This is a genomic window from Rhodoplanes elegans, assembly GCF_016653355.1.
In the GTDB taxonomy this organism is placed as follows: domain Bacteria; phylum Pseudomonadota; class Alphaproteobacteria; order Rhizobiales; family Xanthobacteraceae; genus Rhodoplanes; species Rhodoplanes elegans.
Window position 1 is genome coordinate 1 of record NZ_NHSK01000063.1, and the last position, 17,189, is coordinate 17,189.

At 70.6% G+C, this 17,189-nt stretch carries 18 protein-coding genes; 3 read left to right on the top strand and 15 right to left on the bottom strand.

Going from position 1 to position 17,189, the window contains the following annotated elements:
- The first annotated feature begins 390 nt into the window (after positions 1 to 390).
- The gene (locus tag CCR97_RS06080) at positions 391 to 855 is read left to right on the top strand and encodes a hypothetical protein (protein WP_201159380.1); all 465 of its coding nucleotides are present in this window, start codon (positions 391 to 393) and stop codon (positions 853 to 855) included.
- A gap of 34 nt (positions 856 to 889) precedes the next feature.
- Here the strand turns inward: CCR97_RS06080 and CCR97_RS06085 are convergent, their stop codons facing one another.
- The 5 genes from CCR97_RS06085 to CCR97_RS06105 all read right to left on the bottom strand — a co-directional run bounded on the left by CCR97_RS06085 (position 890) and on the right by CCR97_RS06105 (position 5,399).
- Entirely contained in the window at positions 890 to 1,972 is a 1,083-nt protein-coding gene (locus tag CCR97_RS06085) for a patatin-like phospholipase family protein (RefSeq protein WP_111359079.1), read from the bottom strand.
- Between the two features lie 9 nt (positions 1,973 to 1,981).
- On the bottom strand, positions 1,982 to 3,481 hold the full coding sequence (locus CCR97_RS06090; protein ID WP_111359078.1) for a tripartite tricarboxylate transporter permease: 1,500 nt from the start codon (positions 3,479 to 3,481) through the stop codon (positions 1,982 to 1,984).
- A gap of 13 nt (positions 3,482 to 3,494) precedes the next feature.
- On the bottom strand, positions 3,495 to 3,944 hold the full coding sequence (locus CCR97_RS06095) for a tripartite tricarboxylate transporter TctB family protein (protein ID WP_111359077.1): 450 nt from the start codon (positions 3,942 to 3,944) through the stop codon (positions 3,495 to 3,497).
- A 5-nt stretch (positions 3,945 to 3,949) separates the two neighbouring features.
- Positions 3,950 to 4,927 (bottom strand): Bug family tripartite tricarboxylate transporter substrate binding protein, encoded by a 978-nt coding sequence (locus CCR97_RS06100; RefSeq protein ID WP_111359076.1) that lies wholly within the window; start codon positions 4,925 to 4,927, stop codon positions 3,950 to 3,952.
- Between the two features lie 310 nt (positions 4,928 to 5,237).
- A complete protein-coding gene (locus tag CCR97_RS06105; protein ID WP_170145978.1) occupies positions 5,238 to 5,399 on the bottom strand; it encodes a hypothetical protein in 162 nt (53 codons plus the stop codon).
- A 118-nt stretch (positions 5,400 to 5,517) separates the two neighbouring features.
- Here CCR97_RS06105 and CCR97_RS06110 point away from each other — a divergent pair, with 118 nt between their 5' ends.
- Complete coding sequence (locus CCR97_RS06110; protein ID WP_111359075.1) at positions 5,518 to 5,697, top strand: hypothetical protein; 180 nt, start codon at positions 5,518 to 5,520, stop codon at positions 5,695 to 5,697.
- 265 nt (positions 5,698 to 5,962) lie between these two features.
- Here the strand turns inward: CCR97_RS06110 and CCR97_RS06115 are convergent, their stop codons facing one another.
- The 4 genes from CCR97_RS06115 to CCR97_RS06130 all read right to left on the bottom strand — a co-directional run bounded on the left by CCR97_RS06115 (position 5,963) and on the right by CCR97_RS06130 (position 9,262).
- A complete protein-coding gene (locus CCR97_RS06115) occupies positions 5,963 to 6,229 on the bottom strand; it encodes a hypothetical protein (protein WP_111359074.1) in 267 nt (88 codons plus the stop codon).
- Positions 6,230 to 6,450: 221 nt separating this feature from the next.
- Positions 6,451 to 7,395: a ring-cleaving dioxygenase gene (locus CCR97_RS06120; protein WP_111359073.1), complete on the bottom strand. Its 945-nt coding sequence runs from the start codon at positions 7,393 to 7,395 to the stop codon at positions 6,451 to 6,453.
- Between the two features lie 40 nt (positions 7,396 to 7,435).
- On the bottom strand, positions 7,436 to 8,077 hold the full coding sequence (locus tag CCR97_RS06125) for an alpha/beta hydrolase (RefSeq protein ID WP_111360773.1): 642 nt from the start codon (positions 8,075 to 8,077) through the stop codon (positions 7,436 to 7,438).
- A 246-nt stretch (positions 8,078 to 8,323) separates the two neighbouring features.
- On the bottom strand, positions 8,324 to 9,262 hold the full coding sequence (locus tag CCR97_RS06130; protein WP_111355838.1) for a ring-cleaving dioxygenase: 939 nt from the start codon (positions 9,260 to 9,262) through the stop codon (positions 8,324 to 8,326).
- A 186-nt stretch (positions 9,263 to 9,448) separates the two neighbouring features.
- Between CCR97_RS06130 and CCR97_RS06135 the strand changes: the two genes are divergently transcribed.
- The gene (locus tag CCR97_RS06135) at positions 9,449 to 10,375 is read left to right on the top strand and encodes a LysR family transcriptional regulator (RefSeq protein ID WP_111355836.1); all 927 of its coding nucleotides are present in this window, start codon (positions 9,449 to 9,451) and stop codon (positions 10,373 to 10,375) included.
- A 22-nt stretch (positions 10,376 to 10,397) separates the two neighbouring features.
- Here the strand turns inward: CCR97_RS06135 and CCR97_RS06140 are convergent, their stop codons facing one another.
- The 6 genes from CCR97_RS06140 to allB all read right to left on the bottom strand — a co-directional run bounded on the left by CCR97_RS06140 (position 10,398) and on the right by allB (position 17,058).
- The gene (locus tag CCR97_RS06140) at positions 10,398 to 11,033 is read right to left on the bottom strand and encodes a YceI family protein (RefSeq protein ID WP_111355834.1); all 636 of its coding nucleotides are present in this window, start codon (positions 11,031 to 11,033) and stop codon (positions 10,398 to 10,400) included.
- Positions 11,034 to 11,157: 124 nt separating this feature from the next.
- Positions 11,158 to 12,273, bottom strand: coding sequence for a cyanuric acid amidohydrolase (atzD, locus tag CCR97_RS06145; RefSeq protein ID WP_111355832.1), 1,116 nt, complete (start codon positions 12,271 to 12,273; stop codon positions 11,158 to 11,160).
- A 32-nt stretch (positions 12,274 to 12,305) separates the two neighbouring features.
- Positions 12,306 to 13,754 carry an amidohydrolase family protein gene (locus CCR97_RS06150; protein WP_111355831.1) on the bottom strand — a complete coding sequence of 483 codons (1,449 nt, stop codon included), beginning with the start codon at positions 13,752 to 13,754 and terminating at the stop codon, positions 12,306 to 12,308.
- 31 nt (positions 13,755 to 13,785) lie between these two features.
- On the bottom strand, positions 13,786 to 14,559 hold the full coding sequence (locus tag CCR97_RS06155; protein WP_111355829.1) for an ABC transporter permease: 774 nt from the start codon (positions 14,557 to 14,559) through the stop codon (positions 13,786 to 13,788).
- 151 nt (positions 14,560 to 14,710) lie between these two features.
- Positions 14,711 to 15,607 (bottom strand): ABC transporter ATP-binding protein, encoded by an 897-nt coding sequence (locus CCR97_RS06160; RefSeq protein ID WP_111355827.1) that lies wholly within the window; start codon positions 15,605 to 15,607, stop codon positions 14,711 to 14,713.
- Positions 15,604 to 17,058 carry an allantoinase AllB gene (gene allB / locus CCR97_RS06165; protein ID WP_111355826.1) on the bottom strand — a complete coding sequence of 485 codons (1,455 nt, stop codon included), beginning with the start codon at positions 17,056 to 17,058 and terminating at the stop codon, positions 15,604 to 15,606. The genes CCR97_RS06160 and allB overlap by 4 nt, the downstream gene beginning before the upstream one ends.
- Positions 17,059 to 17,189: the final 131 nt, after the last annotated feature.

Below are 17,189 nucleotides of genomic sequence, written 5' to 3' on the forward strand. Positions count from 1 at the left end.
TGCAGGGCTGGACGCCGCCCGGCGTCCAGCCCTGCACGGGCGCCCCCGGCGCGATCGGGATGCCGCCCGGTCCGGGCGTCGTGGTGAGCTGGGCCCGCGCGGCCGTGCCCGGAAGGCCGAGCAGGACGAGACCGGCGGTGAGGCCGATCATGGCGGATCGCCGGCCGGTGGCGGCGGCGGCGATCGTCTCCCGAGCGGTTCTGCGCCGCGTCATCGCCCACCGCGTCATCGTTCCTCGACTCATCGTCTCTCGATTCATCCTGCCCCGGGTGGTCCCTGCCGGCCTGTCGCTCCGCCCGACCGCTTGGTTGACGAAGGTCAATCGCCGGCCGCCGGCCCGGTTCAGGCTGTGGCGGCCGGGCTCCTGTCCCGGTCTCGCGGGAACCGATCATGCCACACGACACCACGGTCCGGCGCATCGTCCTCGCCCTCACGACGAGCCTTTGGCTCGTCGCCGGGCCGGCCATCGCCGGCGACTTCTGGCGCTGCACGGAGGGCCGTTGGACGGCGGTCGGGCAACCGCGGCACCCGATGCCGGAGCATCCCTGCGGCACGCGCCTCGCGGTGCCGCGCGACCGGGCCGGCTGCGAGACCACCGGCGGCCGCTGGGGGCCGGCCGGGATCTTTCCGGCGCCGATCTGCCGGGTGCCGACCCGCGACGGCGGCCGTGTCTGCGCCGACAGCGGGGAATGCGAGGGGGAATGCCTGGCGGCGCCGACGCCGGCCGAGCGCGACAGGCTTCGCTCCGGCCGACCGATCGCCGCGACCGGCACCTGCACGCCGCACGTCCCGGTGTTCGGCTGCCAGGCGCGGGTGGTCGAGGGGGTCGTGCACGGCATCCTCTGCCGGGACTGAGCCGCTGCGCGCGCCTCGCGGCGCAGCGCCGGGCTCACGCCCATTCGGCGCGTGCCTCCGCGACGAGATCGACGCTGCCGCGCACCCCGATGTCATCGAGATGCGCGTCCAAAAACGCGGCGGCGCAGCGCCGGCCCTCGTCGCGCAGGAACTCGAAGAACTCGAAGTCGGTGGACATCCGGCTCGCCGCCGTGAGCTCGTGGCCGATCACGTCGAGGGCGATGCGGTGCAGATTGATCCGGCGATAGGCGCCCGGCCCGGTGCCGTGCGGCAGGCGTCCCTCGTCGATCAGCCGCGCGACGAACTCGATCGCGCGCACCTCCGCCAGGAGAGACGAGTTGAAGTTGATCTCGTTGACGCGATCGAGGATCTCGCGCGACGTCCGCGGCGTCGTCCGCCGTACCAGCGGATTGAGCTGGACGATCAGCACGTCCTCGGTGGCGGTGGTGTGGAAGAACGGGAAGATCGCCGGATTGCCCAGATACCCGCCGTCCCAGTGCGGCACGCCGTCGATCTCGACGGCGCGGAACAGCATCGGCAGGCAGGCGGAGGCGAGGATCACGTCGGCCGTGATCTTGTCGCGCGGGAAGACCTTGAGCCGACCGGTATGGACGTCGGTCGCCGAGACGAAGAGCTGCAGCGGCGCACAGGCCCGCACCGCCTCGAAATCGACGAAGCGCTCGATCAGCTCGCGCAGCGGATTGATGTCGAGCGGCCGCAAGTCGTAGGGCGGAAGGAAGCGGCCCAGCACGTCGAACCACATCCCGATCGGCGACGTCTCCAGCGGAACGAAGGACAGGAGCCGGTCGAGCACGGCCCGCTGCAGGGCCGGCAGGCCGCCGGCCGTGCTGACCGCCCGCCACAGATCGGCGAGCCGACGACGCGCCTCGTCGGGCCCGCCGCGGGCGAGCCCGTCGGCCAACATCACGGCGTTGACGGCGCCGGCCGAGGTGCCGGAGATGCCCTCGATCTGCACGCGGCCGTCGGCGAGCAGGTGGTCGATGACGCCCCAGGTGAAGGCGCCGTGCGCGCCGCCGCCCTGAAGCGCGAGGTTGACGCGCTTGGTCGCGCCGGACGACGCGCCGGCGGGCGGGAAGGCGGGTGATTCGGCCGTCATGCCGGGAGTCTACTCCGCCAGCGCCTCCTTGCGCTTCCTGAAAACGGTTGGCGACAGCAGCACCAGGATCAGCAGGGCGGCGAGGCCGAGCAGCGTGGCGCTGATCGGCCGCTGCACGAACACGGCGAAATCCCCGTCGGACAGCATCATGGCGCGGCGGAAGTTCTCCTCGAGCTGCGGCCCGAGCACGAGGCCGAGCAGCAGCGGCGCCGGCTCCGCCCCAACCTTGATGAAGAAGTAGCCGATCAGCCCGCAGGCCAGCATCAGCCAGATGTTGAAGACGCTGTTGGCGATGCCGTAGGTGCCGATGCAGCACAAGAGCGCGATCGCCGGGAACAGCAGGCGATAGGGGATCTTCAGCATCGACACCCAGATCCCGACCATCGGCAGGTTGATGATCAGCAGCATCAGGTTGCCGACCCACATCGAGGCGATGACGCCCCAGACGAGCTGCGGCTGCTCGGTCATGATCTGCGGACCGGGCTGGATGCCGTGCATCATCAGGGCGCCGATCATCAGGGCCATCAGGGCATTCGCAGGGATGCCCAGCGTGAGGAGCGGAATGAAGCTCGTCTGCGCGCCGGCATTGTTGGCGGCCTCGGGCGCGGCGACGCCCTCGATCGCACCGTGGCCGAACATCGCCTTGTTCTTCGAGATCTTCTTCTCCAGCGCATAGGCCGTGAACGGCGGCAGCGCGGCGCCGCCGCCGGGCAGCACGCCGAGGATCGAGCCGATCAGCGTGCCGCGCGTCATCGCCGGGAACGCCGCCTTCAGGTCGGCGAGGCTAGGGATCAGGTCGCGCACCTTCTGACTGACCACCTGGCGGACCGGCGGGCGCTCCAGATTGGCCATGATCTCGCCGAGGCCGAACAGGCCCATCGCGACCGGCACGAAGTCGATGCCGTCGCCGAGCTCGGCGACCCCGAAGGTCATGCGGGCGGCGCCGGACGAGACGTCGATGCCGATCAGCCCGAGCAGCAGGCCGAGCAGCACCATGGCCAGCGCCTTCATGACCGAGCCGTGAGCGAGAATCACGGCGGCGAGCAGGCCGAGCACCAGGAGCGAGAAGTACTCGACCGCCGTGAACTTCAGCGCCAGCACCGACAGCGGCAGGCTGAGCAGACAGATCACCACGGTGGCGATGGTGCCGGCATAGAACGACGAGATGGCGGCGATGGCCAGCGCCGGTCCGGCGCGGCCGTTCTGCGCCATCTTGTGGCCGTCCAGGCAGGTGACGACCGACGAGGTCTCGCCCGGCACGTTGACCAGGATGGCCGTGGTCGAGCCGCCGTACTGGGCGCCGTAGAAGATGCCGGCCAGCATGATGAAGGCCGAGGTCGGCGCCAGCCCGAACGTGAACGGCAGCAGCAGCGCGACGGTCGGGATCGGGCCGATGCCGGGCAGCACGCCGATGGCGGTGCCGATGACGACACCGATCAGGCAGTAGAGCAGATTGATCGGCTCGACCGCGGTGGCGAGGCCGAGCGCGAGATTGCCGAACAGGTCCATGGCGGTCGTCTCCTCACCAGGGCCAGATCGGCACCGGAAGCTTCAGGGCTTGGACGAACAGCAGCACGGCCCCGACCGCCATGGCGCTGCCGAACAGGATGGTCTCCAGTGGTCGCGTCTCGCGGCTGGCGAAGCCGGCGATCACGATCGTGACGACCGACGCGATCATTAGTCCCGCCGTGGTGACCAGCAGCGCGAAGGCGGCGACCGCCGCGAGGATGAACACGACGGCGCGCGGCTGCGGCGGCGTGATGCCCTTGAACGGCGCGACGAGCCCGCGCACGACGAAGAACAGGCCGAAGCCGAGCACCGCGACGGCGATCGCCCGCGGCATGTAGCCCGGCCCCATGTTGGCCGCCGTGCCGACCCGCAGGCTCCAGGTCGCGACCGCCGTGAACACGGCGACCGCGACCAGGAACAGGCCGAACAGCAGATCCTGCAGATCGATCCGGCGGCCCTCCATGACCGTCACTCGCCCTTGATGCCGTTCTCGCGGACGACGGCGCCGAGCGTCTTCACGTTGTCGGCGAACCAGGTGCGGAACGCCGCCGGGCCGTCGGCCTTCACGGTCCCGCCGAGATCGGCGATCTTCTGGGCGATGTCCGGGCTCGCGAGCATCTTCTTCAGCTCGGTGTCGAGCTTGGCGACGAGCTCGGGCGGCGAGCCGGCCGTCACCATCAGGCCCTGCCAGGTGCCGGCGTCGCCGGCCGGCAGCTTGGCCTCGTCGAAGGTCGGAAGATCCGGCGCCGACTTGAGCCGCTCGGGACCGGAGACCGCGAGACCGACGAGCTGGTTGTTCTTGACGAAGGGCAGCGTCGCCGTGACGCCGTTGAAGATCACCTGGCTCTCGCCCGCCACCACGGCGCGGGTCGCGGCGGCGCCGCCGCGATAGGGCACGTTCTTCCACTCGATGCCGAGCGCCTTGGCGATACGGATCGGGGTGACGTGATTCATGCCGCCGATGCCGGAGTTGGCGACCGCGAGCTTGCCCGGATTGGCCTTGGCGTAGCTGATCAGCTCGGCGACCGACTTGGCCGGCGTCGACGGGCTGACCGCCAGCACATAGGGCGCGAACATGATCATGCCGACCGGCGCCAGATCCTTCTGCGGATCGAAGGTGAGGTCGGGGAACAGGCTCGGCGCCAGCGCCAGCGTGCCGACGTCGAGCAGCAGGAGCGAGTGGCCGTCCTTCGGCGCCTTGGCGACCGCGTCGGCGCCGATGTTGCCGGAGCCGCCCGGCTTGTTCTCGACGACCACGGCTTGGCCGATCGCCTCCTGCAGCTTGGGCGCGATCAGGCGCGCCAGGATGTCGGAGGTGCCGCCGGGCGCGTAGGGCACCACGATGCGCACCGCGCGGCTGAAATTCTGCTGCGCCTCGGCGGGCGCCGGCTGCAGGGCCGCGCCGGCGAGCGCCGCGGCGACGACGAAGCAAATCGATCTGATCATATGCGTCCTCGTGATGGCCGGTCTGGTGGAAGACGGGATCGACGAGCGGGAGCGCGGAACGAAGACGAGCAGAGCCAGGAAAGGAGAACAGGAAAGGCAGGACGTAGGAGGACAGATCTGTCGTCGATCGCGCAGCCGTGTCGAAAGTCGGACGAGTCGAGTCGTTCGGGTCTAGTCCCGGTCAGCGATGTTCGGAATCCGGATGACCGCGTGCGCATGGTCGATTATTCGGCCGGCGAAGTCGATGGCGCAGATGAGACCGCATCTCGTCTCACGTCATACGTCGTATGACGTGAGACGGTCGACCAGCTCACGTGATCGTCCCGATCCACGAGAAGACGCCGGGCGGGCCGCGCAGGTCGCGCAGCGGAAGATGCGGCGCTTCGTCGTCATGATACCGCGGATCGAGGGGCCACTCGCCCGCAGTCGCTTGCGCGGCGGTTGTCGCGACTTCACGGCGGAGCATCGCCACGGGCTGTCGCTGGTCGCCTCCGATCGTGCATGGCGATCCGCAACACGTCGCTCACGAACCGGGCGCGACGGCGGCGGTTGTCCCGGAGAGACACGCCCGCACACCGAGGAGAATCACGATGGCACCGTCCCTGAAATCGGCAGCCCAGCCCCGGCCCGGCGACGAGGCGCCGGACGGCACGCCCGGCACCGGCGAGGCTATCTGCCCGGACTGCGAGGGCAGCGGCAAGCGCGACGGGCGCGCCTGCCCGACCTGCAACGGGACCGGCAAGGTGGTTCAGGGGATCGGTGGCGCCTGAAGGCGCGGCGAGCCACGCACATCGACCGCCGGGACCACGCCAGAGCCCCGCAGTCGCGCGGATCGACGCTTGTGGTCGCGGCGGAGCAGCGTCGCGGACGACAGGAGAAGCGCGGCCAGGATGATGGCCCGCGACCCCGGCCGATGTCAGCTCGACGAAACCAGACGCGATTGCCACGTCACGGCACGGCAAGCCTGGAGATCAGGCGGCCCGGAGGCCGCCAGGCTCGCCGCCGTGCGCAACTCGTCGTGTGCGAATCAGGGCGTCAGGAGCCGGACTTCACCGTGGTGATCTCGGTGCAGTTCACGTTGCCCCAGGCGGTGCGGTTGCACTGGCGGGTGCTGACATACTGGATGCGCGGCGGCTCGGGCTTGGCGGCGACGGCGGGCTCGGCCGCCTTCGGGGCCGGGGCGGCGACCGCGGCGGACACCGGATTCGGCGAGACGGCCAGGGTCTTGGCGCCCGGATAGGGCATCTTGAAGACGGCGACGAGGGTGAGCACCACGACGGCAAGCGCGTAGATGATATTCATCGAACACTCCAAAATCCGAGGCGTCGGCAAATTTCACCGGGCCGGACCCGCGCCGGCCCCCGTTCGAATCGACCGGACCATGTTTCCCTAATCCGGTTTAAGTCATACTAACATACCTCGGACGAAATGGAGAAATCGCCCGTCGCGGCGTTCCGTCGCGGCGGGCGATTCAGTGGTCGCCGGACCGGCGCTTCGGGGCGCCCGGACCGTCAGGCTGACTGTCACAAGGGCGTGAGGCCGGCCTCGATCTCGGCCCGCCGCGGCTCCAGGAACGGCGGCAGCGCGAGGCGCTCGCCCAGGACCTCGAGCGGCTCGTCCACGGCGAAGCCCGGCCCGTCGGTGGCGATCTCGAACAGGATACCGTTCGGCTCGCGGAAATAGAGGCTGCGGAAGTAGTAGCGATCGACCGGGCCGCTGGACGGCACCCGCATGCGGCGCAGCCGCTCGGCCCAGTCCTGATACGCCTCGTCCGGCACCCGGAAGGCGACGTGGTGGACGCCACCCGCGCCCGGGCCGGCGATCGGCTTTCCCGGCTCGACCGCGACATGCAGCTCGGCTGCGGCGCCGCCCGGGCCCATCGCATAGACATGGGTGCGCGAGCCGGGATTGCCGGGCGTCTCGTAGTCGCGCTCCTTCCGCATGTTCATCAGCGCCGTCAGCACCGCGTCGGTGGGGCCGAGATCCGGCACCGAGAGCGTGATCGGCCCGAGCCCGCGGATCTGGTGCGCAGCCGGCACCGGGCTGCCCGCCCAGGCGTGCGCGTCACCAGCGCCGCCGTCGTCGATCAGGCTTAGGCGCTGGCCCTCGTGGTCCTCGAGGTCGAGCGTGGCGCGGCCGTCGCGCAGCACGATGTCGCCATGCGTCACGCCGGCGGCGGCGAGCCGCTCCTTCCACCAGACGAGGCTCGCCTCGCCGGCGACGCGCAGGCCGGTGCCGCTGATGCTGTGGGTGCCGCGCCGCTCGCGCTCCACGGGCCAGTCGAAGAAAGTGATGTCGGAGCCCGGCGAGGCGAGGCCGTCCGCATAGAACAGGTGATAGGCCGAGACGTCGTCCTGGTTCACGGTCTTCTTCACGAGCCGCATGCCGAGCGTGCGCGTATAGAAGGCGTGGTTGCCGGGCGCGTCCGCCGTCACGGCGGTGAGATGGTGGATGCCGGTGAGCTGCATGGGGGGCCTTTCTGATTTGTATGTCGGGGGTGGGCGCGGCTCAGCCGAGCCGCGCCAGGAACTGGGCCGCAAGGGCGAGGTCGGCGCGGCCGAGGCCATGGCCGGCCGGCACGGTGCGCAGCGTCACGTCGGCGCCGGCTGCCGTCAGCGTCGCCGCGAGCTTTTCCGGATCGCCCGGCGGCATGATCGGATCGGCGTCGCCGGCGACGATCAGCACCGGCGTGCCGTCGAGCCCCTGCGCGGCTGGCGACGGGTCGAGCGGCACCATGGCGCGCAACAGCACGGCGCCGGCCAGAACGCCAGGATGGAGCTGCAGGACGGCCGCCGCGATGTTGGCGCCGTTGGAGAAGCCGAGCGCCACGGGCGCGGCGATCCCGTATGTTTCACGCGCTGCGCCGATGAATGCTGCGAGGTCGGCGGCGCGGCGGCGCACGTCGTCCTGGTCGAGCACGCCCTCGGCGAGACGTCGGAAGAAGCGCGGCGCCGCCCCTTCCAGCACGTTGCCACGCGGCGACAGCAGCGCTGCCCCGGGCGCCAACGACTGGCCGAGCCCGATCAGATCGGTCTCGTCGCCGCCGGTCCCGTGCAGCAGCAGCAACGGCGGCCGGCCCGGCTGGGTGGCCGGCACGAAGCGGTGGACGTGCAGATCGAGCGCGGAGGTCTTTTTCGTTGCGACGGACATTTCGGCCTCGGGGGTGAGGGTGACTCAGGGTGAAGTGAAGTGATGTTCCGAACGGGCGCCGTCACCTCTCCCCGCGGGCGGGGAGAGGTCGACGTTCGCGCGATCAGCGCGGACGTCGGGTGAGGGGGCGTCGCCGCGAGTCTGTGCATCAAAGTCTCTGCGTCGAGGCAGCGCCCCCTCACCCGACTCGCCTCTTCGAGTCCCTCTCCCCGCACGGCGGGGAGAGGGACTCGCTGCGACTGCGCCTCACGCCACCTGGGGCAGGACGGCCTCGATGGCGGCGCGGCGGCCCTCGTACTGGGCCGGCAGCTTGAGCGCGGTGCCGAGCGCTGCGACCGGCTCGTCCACGGCGAAGCCGGGCACGTCGGTCGCGATCTCGAACAGCACGCCGCCGGGCTCGCGGAAGTAGACCGAGCGGAAGTAGTTGCGGTCGCGCTGCTCGGTGGTCCGCAGCCCGTGCTCGGCCGCGAGCGTCGCGACCATTGCGGTCTGCGCCGCGTCGTCCGCCGCCCGGAAGGCGACGTGGTGGACCGAGCCGGCGCCGAGCCGGCCGCGGAACGGGGCGCCCGCCCGGTGCAGGTCGACGATGGCGCCAGGCGTGTCGTCGGACGCGTCGGTCGCACGGTAGCGCACCACGTCCTCGTCACGGGCGATCTCCTCGAAGCCCAGCACGTTCGTCAGGATCGCGCCCGTGGGCGCCGTGTCGGCGACCAGTATGCCGACCGAGTGGACACCGCGGATCGCCACCTCGGCCGGGATCTCGGCCGTGCTCCAGGCCGGCTCGCGTTCGATGCCGGGGACGCCGACGAGCGCGAGGCGGGTGCCGTCCGGATCGCGGAAGCGGATCACGGTCTCGCCGAAGCGCTTCGCCGGCGCCTCGTGGCGAAGCCCCGCCTCGACCAGCCGGTGCGTCCAGAACGCGATCGCCGTCTCCGGGATGCGCAGCGCCGTCTCGATCGTCTCACCGACGCCCGACTGGCCGGGCGCCGCGTGCTCCCACGGGAAGAACGTGACGATGGTGCCGGGCCGGCCGGTCTCGTCGCCGTAATAGAAGTGATAGGTGCCGGGATCGTCGAAGTTGACGGTCTTCTTGACCAGCCGCAGGCCCAGCGTCCGCGTGTAGACGTCGAGGTTGCGGTGGGCGCGACCGGCCATGATGGTCACGTGATGGATGCCGTGGGCCATGGGGGTTCTCCAGGTGTTTCCGGAGAGTGTCTCCGGGGTGCCGGGATGTCCCGGCGCGGGTCTCGCCCGCTTCTGTCCCGCCCAAGATGGCAGTCCGGCCACCGTCGCGCCATTGCGTGAGCGCAATCCTTGAAGTGCAGAACCGCCTGCTGTATTGCGACAGCAACAACAGCGAGGCAGCCCCCGATGCCCGATTCACAAAAGCCCCTGGCCTGGGACGATTTTCGCCTGATCAAGGCGATCGCCGACGCCGGCACGCTGCCGGCCGCCGCCGGCCTGCTCGGCATCAACCACTCGACCGTCTTCCGCCGGCTCGGCCAGATCGAGGCGGCGCTCGGCACGCCGCTGTTCGAGCGGCACCGCTCGGGCTACGCCGCGACGGCGGCCGGCGAGGAGATGATCGCGCTCGCCCGCCGCATGGACGAGGATGTCGCGGCGGTCACGCGTCGGCTCGCGGGGCAGGCGGTGACCCCCTCGGGCGAGCTGCGGGTGACGACCAACGACTCGCTGCTCGTCCACCTGCTGACGCCGCTGTTCGCAAAATTCCGCGTCGCCTGCCCGGACGTGCGGCTCGACATCGTGCTGACCAACCAGGCCCTCAACCTCTCCAAGCGCGACGCCGACGTGGCGATCCGGGCGACCGACCAGCCGCCCGAGACGCTGGTCGGCCGCCGCGCCGCGACCATCGCCTGGGCGCTCTACGGCCGCGCCGTCGACTTCCCGGACGGCGCCCCCGCCGACGAGACGTCGCTCCACGGGCGCGACTGGATCGCCCTCGGCGAGCACCTCGCGTCGCTGCAGGCGGTGAAATACGTGCGGGCGAACGTCGCGCCGGAGCGCGTCTCCTACCGGGTCAACTCGGTGCTCGGCCTCGCCGAGGCGGTGGAGAACGGGCTCGGCATCGGCCACCTGCCCTGCCTGATCGGCGATGCCCGCCCGGCGCTCGTGCGGCTCGCGCCGCCCGACCCGGCGCTGGCGGCCGATCTCTGGCTGCTGACCCACCCGGATCTCCGCCATGCCGCCCGCGTGCGGGTGTTCCTCGATTTCCTCGCGGCCGAGATCGCCAAGCTGCGCCGCTTCATCGCCGGCGAGGAGCCGGCCGGGAGGGGGTAGCTTTCGGCGGAGCGGCGCCGCGTCACTCCGCCTTCTCGAACGCGGCGACGATGCGCAGGTCGACCTGGTCGCTCACCACGGGCAGCGCGAACTTCATGCCGAACTCGCTACGCTTGACCGAGGTGGTCGCCTCGAAGCCGATGGTGGCGGCCTTGTTCATCGGGTTGATGCCGGCGCCGGTGAAGCGGGCGTCGAGCACGACCGGACGGGTGACGCCGCGCAGCGTGAGGTCGCCGACGATGCGGGCGCGCTCGCCGTCGACCTCGACGCGGGTGGAGCGGAAGCTCGCCTTGGGGAATTTCGCCGTCTCGAAGAAGTCCGCCGCCTGCAGATGCGCGTCGAGCTCCTTGCTGGTGGTGACGGCGGCGGCGAGCGGGATCTCGATGGTCACCTGCGCCGCGCCGGGCCGCTTCGGATCGAGCGTCAGCGTGCCGGTGCTGCCGCCGAGCAGGCCGAAATAGTCCGTGAAGCCGAAATGATTGACCGTGAAGGCCACCTGGGTGTGGTCCGGGTCGACCTTGTAGGTGCCGCCGGCGACGCGCGACACGTCGACCTTGCCGGGCAGCTCGGCCGGCGCCGTCTGGGCCGTGAGCGGCGTGGCGGCGAGCAGAGCGGCGACCAGGACGGCCGCGCCGGCGGCCCGTATCGATGTCGTCATGGGAGTCTCCAAATTCCTCGCCGCGTCCCTGTCGCAGGCGCGCGCGGCGAAGTTTAGGCGGCCGGGATGGCGGGCCAACGACGCGGCACGGCGCGAGCCGTGGCCGGACGGCGCCGGACCGTGCTCAGCCCGGCCGAGTCGCGATGACGGCGACCGGGCCGCCGCCGTCGGGGCCCTGGTGCTCGGCGCCGCCCGAGACGTAGATCTCGGCGTGGCCGACCAGGCCGGCGAGCGCGCCACACACGAAGGCGCGGGCGTGGCGGGTGGCGGAGATGTCGGAATCGTCCAGCATGGTGTGACGGTGGCCGCGGATTTTTCCGTCGTGGCTCGCCTCGGCCTTGGAGAGCAGCGCGACGAGGCGGCCGCGCTCGGCCGGCGAGAGCTGACCGTCGGCCGCGAAGCCGAGGCGGCGCAGCGCGGCGCGCACCGGCTCGACGTCGATGCCGTCGGCCATCACGGCGTGATCGATCACCAGCGGCCCGGCCCAGGCCGGCGAGGTGCCGAGCACGACGATCTCGTGATCGAGCAGCTCGATGCCGGACGAGCAGGAGGCGCGGCCCGACCACAGCGACCAGTTGGCCGCGATCTTGTCGTCGCTGATCTGATCACGTCCGATCTCGCCGAGCGCGACAGCGACCCCCAGCGCACTGGCAGCGCGCGAAAGCCCCATCGATTTGAGCGTGTCGCGGGTCACGACCGTTTCGCCCTTCGCCTCGGCTTCGCCGATGCGCTGGAGGGTCAGCAGCGGGCACTTGATCTGGACGAAATGCACGTCGGCCGGATCCGTGATGCCGGCATCCGCCATCGCGGCGCGCACGCCATCCGCCACCATGTCGACCTCGGCGACGCGGCCGAGATCGCCGAACGGCAGCACCGGCGTGCGGGTGCGGCCGATGGCGAGCGCGCCCCCGTGCGGCCCGGCGCCCGGCGGCGCCTCGTCGGTGCCGCGCCGCTCGAACACGGTCCAGTGCGGCGACATCCCGCCCTCGGTGCCGCCCGACATCACCAGGCAGACGGCGTGCGCCTCCGCGGCCGACATGTGCCGTTGCAGCATCAGCCCGAGCGACTGGGTCGCGAACCCGCGGGCGAAATCGTTGACGCAGCCATTGCCCTCGGTCTTGCCGAAGATGGCGACGATGCCGGCCGGATCGATGCGGCCATCGGCGATCGCGGCCTCGATGCCGGACACGTCGTCCGGGGCGGCGGCGGCGATGCGGTGGACAGAGGCGCGGCGGGTCATGACGGACTCTCGAAATGATCAGATGGACGGGATCAGGAGCACATGAACGTGTCGGCCGAATAGTGGCCGGCGAGTGCGGCGCGCAGTTCGGGCAGCGCCGCGCGAATCCCCGAGGTGGTGCCGAAGCGCGCCTTCAGGGTCGCCAGCAGCTCCGCCTCCAGGGCCGGCAGGTCGACGCCGGTGACGGCGCCGTCGCGCACCACCTGGCGGCCGGCGACATAGAGGTCCTTGATGTGGCGCCGGCGGGCGCGCGCCAGAAACGTCTCCAAGGGCGGCGCCGTGTCGTCGAGCCGGTCGGCGCTCAACGCCTCCCAGTCGAGCACCAGGAGATCGGCCGGCGCGCCGGGCGCGACCGTGCCGCCGGCGTGCTCGCCCAGCACGGCGAAGCGGCCGTTGCGCAACGCGAACGCCAGGAGATCGTCGCGCGACATCGACGTGGAAAAGCCCTCGCCCTTGTGGAGCAGATAGGCGAGCTGCATCTCGGCGAGCGGATCCTCCTGCTCGTCGAGCGCCACGCCGTCGAGCCCCATGGCGACGCGGCACCCGCGCCTCAGCATCTCGGCGACCGGCGCGACGCCGGAGCGCAGCACCAGATTGGACGAGGTGTTGATCACGACGGTCGCGCCACGCGCCGCGATCAACTCCATCTCGTCGGGACGCAGCCAGGTGCCGTGCGCGAACGAGACTCGTTCGTTGACGAGGCCGAGCGCATCGAGATGGTTCAGCAAACCCTGCGGATAGGTCGCGTCGGCCCAGGCGCGCTGGTAGCGGCTCTCCAGCAGATGCATGTGGACGCGCCGGCCGTGCGCCGCGGCGCTCTCGGCGACGCGGGCGAGCAGATCGTCGCTGCACCACTGGGGGCCGGCCGGCCCGTACTGCACCGTGACGCCGTCGCCCGCGATCGCCTCGGCCGTCGCCTGGACCAGCGCGATCTGCTCGGCCGCCGGCAACGGCGCCCGCGTGAGCTTTTCGGTGACGCAGGCGCAGGCGGAAGGCGAGAGACGCCGCAGCAGATCGCCGTGCGGCCCATAGACCAGCGGATTCCTGTCGCGGCACTGCACCGCGAACGCGATCCGGATGCCGACGTCGCGCGCCGCCTTGGCGACCGCGCGGGCCTCGTCCAGATAGGCGGTGAGGCCCTGGATGCGCGTGTAGTGCGCCATCTCGACCGCGATGCCGGCGCGCGCGCTCCGCCCGAACGCGACCGCCGCGGTGAGCCACGGGTCGACGGCCGGGATGGCGGCGAGATGCGGCAGCCACGCCTCCAGCGCGACGTCGAAATTGCCGATCTGGCTGGAACGCACGACGCGGGCGTGGTCATGCGCATTGCAGAGCGCCGGCATCACCACCCGGCCGCTGCGGGCCGCAGCCGGCAAGGGCGTCATCGCCGCGACGCGCCCGTCCGAGAGCGAGATGGCTCGGTCCGTCAGCGTCGCACCGGCCGGCCCGGCGATCACGACGGCAGCGTCGAGGGTGGTCATGACGAATGCTCCTGCGTGGCGCGGTCGCGCCTCACCCCATCGCGAACTCGGTCTTGCGGTGGGCCCAGCCGGTAATCCGGCCCTCGATCAGCGAGAAGATGCCGTAGAGGATCACGCCGAGGGCGGCCAGGATGAACAGGCCGGCGAAGACGAGCGGCACGTCGAAGGACGACGAGGCGATCATCATCATGTTGCCAATGCCGCGGTTCGACGCCACCGTCTCGGAGATCACCGAGCCGACGAAGGCGAGCGTGACGGCGACCTTCAGCGAGGCGAAGAAGTAGGGCATCGCCCGCGGCAGGCCGACGTTCCACAGAATGTCGAACTTGGTCGCGCGCAGCGTCTTCATCACGTCCTCGAGCTCCGGCTCGGTGGTCGCGAGCCCCGTCGCGACGTTCACGACGACGGGGAAGATGCTCATGATCAGCGCGGTGAGCACGGCCGGCACCGTGCCGGCGCCGAAATAGAGGACGAAGATCGGTACCACGGCGACCTTCGGGATCGACGAGAAGCCGACGAGGAGCGGATAGGCGACGTCGTAGGCGAGCTTCGACCAGCCGATCAGCACACCGATGACGATGCCGATGCCGACGCCCATCACGAAGCCGAGCAGCGTCGTGTAGAGGGTCTGCAACGTGTGCGGCCACAGCGCCGGGAAGCGCTGCCACAGCGTCGCGAAAATCTGGCTCGGCCGCGGCAGCACCGTGTCGCTCACCCCGAAGGCGAGGCACAGCACCTCCCATACGACGAACAGGCCGACGATCAGGACGGCGGAGGCGACTTTTCGTTGGAGGTTGGAGTTCATCGCGTCGCCTTCGGTGAGCTGAGCCGGTCGGCAGTCTTCCGAGCCGTCATGCCCGCGCTTGTCGCGGGTATCCACGCTCTTTCAGCCTCGGCAGAGGAACGATCGTGGATGGCCGGGACGAGCCCGGCCATGACGAAGGGCACGGTTCGGATCATGGGGTCGTCTCCGCCGGCTCGTCCGTGCGTGCCTCGACGATCAGCTCGCGCAGGCGCTGGGTCATGGCGACGAAGTCGGGCTCGTAGGTCATGGCGAGGGTGCGCGGGCGCGGCGCCTCGAACACCTTGTCGTCGATGATGCGGCCGGGGCGCGCGCTCATCACGCAGATGCGGTTGGCGAGATAGCCGGCCTCGCGCAGATCGTGCGTCACCAAGAGCACGGTCGGCCGCCGCGTGATCCAGAGCTGCTGCATGATCGACCACAGCTCCTCGCGGGTGAACTGGTCGAGCGCGCCGAACGGCTCGTCGAGCAGCAGGAGCTGCGGATCGTGCACGAGCGCCCGGCACAGCGAGGCGCGCTGCAGCATGCCGCCCGAGAGCTGCCAGGGATGCTTGTCGCCGAAGCCCTTGAGGCCGACCTGCGCGAGCAGCGCCTCGACGCGGTCGCGGAACTCGCCCTTGCGCTTCCTGCGGTACTCGGCCCGGAACGGCGGCACGATCTTCAGCGGCATCATCACGTTGTCGCGGATCGTCAGCCACGGCAGCATGGTCGGGTTCTGGAACGCCATGCCGATGCGCACCGGCTCGGCCTCGACCTCGCGGCCCGCGACATAGACGTAGCCGGACGACGCCCGCAGAATCCCGCCCACCAGCTTCAGGATGGTCGACTTGCCGCAACCGCTCGGACCGACCAGCGCGACGAAGTCGCCCTTGGCGATCCGGAGATTCGTCTCCGCCAGTGCGTGCACGACATTGGGTGTGCGGCCATACGTGACGGTGGTGCGCTCGAGCTCCACGTAGGAATCGAGATGGATCGGCTCGGCGGCAGGACCCTCCACGAGCGACGGCGGAGCGGCCGGCTGCGGACCGAGCGGAACGACGGTGGCGCTCATGCGGCGGCTCCGGTCGCGGCGTCGCCGCGCGAAGAGGCCGGAATCTTGACGATCTCGGTCATGGCGGCATCGGGATTGGCGACGCGCGGCGCCGGCATGTCCTGGACCGTGTGGACGGAGCGGCCGGTGCCACGCGCACTTTCGACCAGCGTGCGGTCCTTCATCACGAAGCGGCCGCGCACCAGCGTGTGGACCGGCAGGCCCGTGACGGCGCGCCCGTGCCACGGCGTGATCTTTGCGCGCGATTGGAGCTTCTGATCGTCGATCGTCCAGGCGCGCTTCAGATCGACGATGGCGATGTCGGCGTGCGCGCCCGGCTGCAGGATGCCCTTGTGCGGATAGAGTCCCCACGCTTTCGCCGGGTTGACGGCGCTCCACCGCACATAGTCGCTGATCGACATGCGGCCCGCCGCGACCTCGGTCAGCATCAGCGGCATCTGCGTCTCGACGCCCGGAAAACCGCAGTCGACCGTGAAGATGTCGTCACGCACCTTCTCGTCCGGGATGTGCGGGGCGTGATCGGTGGCGATCATGTCGACCACGCCGCTCTTCAGCGCTGCCCACAGCGGCGCCTGGTTGCGGGCCTCGCGCACCGGCGGGTTGACGCGGATCACCGGGCCGATGCGGCCGTAGTCCTCGGCGCCGAGCAGCAGATATTGCGGACAGGTCTCGCCCGTCACGTCGACGCCGCGCGCCTTCGCTTCGGCGAGCGGCCGCAGCTCTTCGGCGGAAGAAATGTGCAGGACGTGAATCCGGCAGCCAGTCCATTCGGAGAGCACCGCTGCGCGAGACACCGCCTCGACGGCGACGACGGCGGGCCGCGCCGCGAGATGCGCCAGCGGATCCTTTCGGCCCGCCGCGCGAAGTCGTGATTCACGTCGTGCCATGATCGACGCGGTCTCGGCGTGCAGCGAGACGCGCTTGGCCGTAGGCGCGACGACCTCGAACGCCTCCAGCATGCCGCCCGTGGTGGGCGACGGGATGTTGCCGAAGGTGTTGCCCATGTAGAGCTTGAAGCCGATCACCCCGCTGGCGACGAGGTCCGGCACATGCGCGATCGTGTCCTCGCCGAGCAGGCCGTAGAGGCCGTAATCGACATAGGCCTTCTCCGAGGCGAGCTTGTGCTTGGCCGCCAGCGCCTCGGCCGTGCCGGTCGGCGGGATCACGTTCGGCATGTCGAACACGGTCGTCACGCCGCCGAATGCGGCCGCGGCCGTGCCGGTGCCGAAGTCCTCCTTGTGGGTGTAGCCGGGCTCGCGGAAGTGCACGTGCACGTCGATGGCGCCGGGCAGGATGTGCAGGCCGGTGGCGTCGAGCGTCTCGGCCGCGTCCGGCATCGCCTCGCGCGCGCCGATCGAGAGGACGCGGCCGTCCTTGATCGCGACGCTCGCCGGAAACGTCGTCGTGTCGGTGACCACGGTGCCGCCGTGGATGACGAGATCGGCTGTCATGATGGTCTCCTTCAGGCGCCGCGCCGACGAATGTGTTTCACCTCGTCCTGAGGAGGCCGCGCAGCGGCCGTCTCGAAGGACGCGGCCCCCGCTCGGGTGGCCACATGGTTCGAGACGCGCTCCTGCGGAGC

Bases quoted from the DNA above. Each gene is read 5' to 3' on its own strand.
- CCR97_RS06090 (WP_111359078.1), bottom strand. From the start codon at position 3,481: ATGGACCTGTTCGGCAATCTCGCGCTCGGCCTCGCCACCGCGGTCGAG.
- CCR97_RS06140 (WP_111355834.1), bottom strand. From the start codon at position 11,033: ATGACGACATCGATACGGGCCGCCGGCGCGGCCGTCCTGGTCGCCGCT.
- allB (WP_111355826.1), bottom strand. From the start codon at position 17,058: ATGACAGCCGATCTCGTCATCCACGGCGGCACCGTGGTCACCGACACG.
- CCR97_RS06095 (WP_111359077.1), bottom strand. From the start codon at position 3,944: ATGGAGGGCCGCCGGATCGATCTGCAGGATCTGCTGTTCGGCCTGTTC.
- CCR97_RS06120 (WP_111359073.1), bottom strand. From the start codon at position 7,395: ATGCAGCTCACCGGCATCCACCATCTCACCGCCGTGACGGCGGACGCG.
- CCR97_RS06150 (WP_111355831.1), bottom strand. From the start codon at position 13,754: ATGACCACCCTCGACGCTGCCGTCGTGATCGCCGGGCCGGCCGGTGCG.
- CCR97_RS06110 (WP_111359075.1), top strand. From the start codon at position 5,518: ATGGCACCGTCCCTGAAATCGGCAGCCCAGCCCCGGCCCGGCGACGAG.
- CCR97_RS06125 (WP_111360773.1), bottom strand. From the start codon at position 8,077: ATGTCCGTCGCAACGAAAAAGACCTCCGCGCTCGATCTGCACGTCCAC.
- CCR97_RS06115 (WP_111359074.1), bottom strand. From the start codon at position 6,229: ATGAATATCATCTACGCGCTTGCCGTCGTGGTGCTCACCCTCGTCGCC.
- CCR97_RS06080 (WP_201159380.1), top strand. From the start codon at position 391: ATGCCACACGACACCACGGTCCGGCGCATCGTCCTCGCCCTCACGACG.
- CCR97_RS06100 (WP_111359076.1), bottom strand. From the start codon at position 4,927: ATGATCAGATCGATTTGCTTCGTCGTCGCCGCGGCGCTCGCCGGCGCG.
- CCR97_RS06135 (WP_111355836.1), top strand. From the start codon at position 9,449: ATGCCCGATTCACAAAAGCCCCTGGCCTGGGACGATTTTCGCCTGATC.
- CCR97_RS06160 (WP_111355827.1), bottom strand. From the start codon at position 15,607: ATGAGCGCCACCGTCGTTCCGCTCGGTCCGCAGCCGGCCGCTCCGCCG.
- CCR97_RS06130 (WP_111355838.1), bottom strand. From the start codon at position 9,262: ATGGCCCACGGCATCCATCACGTGACCATCATGGCCGGTCGCGCCCAC.
- atzD (WP_111355832.1), bottom strand. From the start codon at position 12,273: ATGACCCGCCGCGCCTCTGTCCACCGCATCGCCGCCGCCGCCCCGGAC.
- CCR97_RS06155 (WP_111355829.1), bottom strand. From the start codon at position 14,559: ATGAACTCCAACCTCCAACGAAAAGTCGCCTCCGCCGTCCTGATCGTC.
- CCR97_RS06085 (WP_111359079.1), bottom strand. From the start codon at position 1,972: ATGACGGCCGAATCACCCGCCTTCCCGCCCGCCGGCGCGTCGTCCGGC.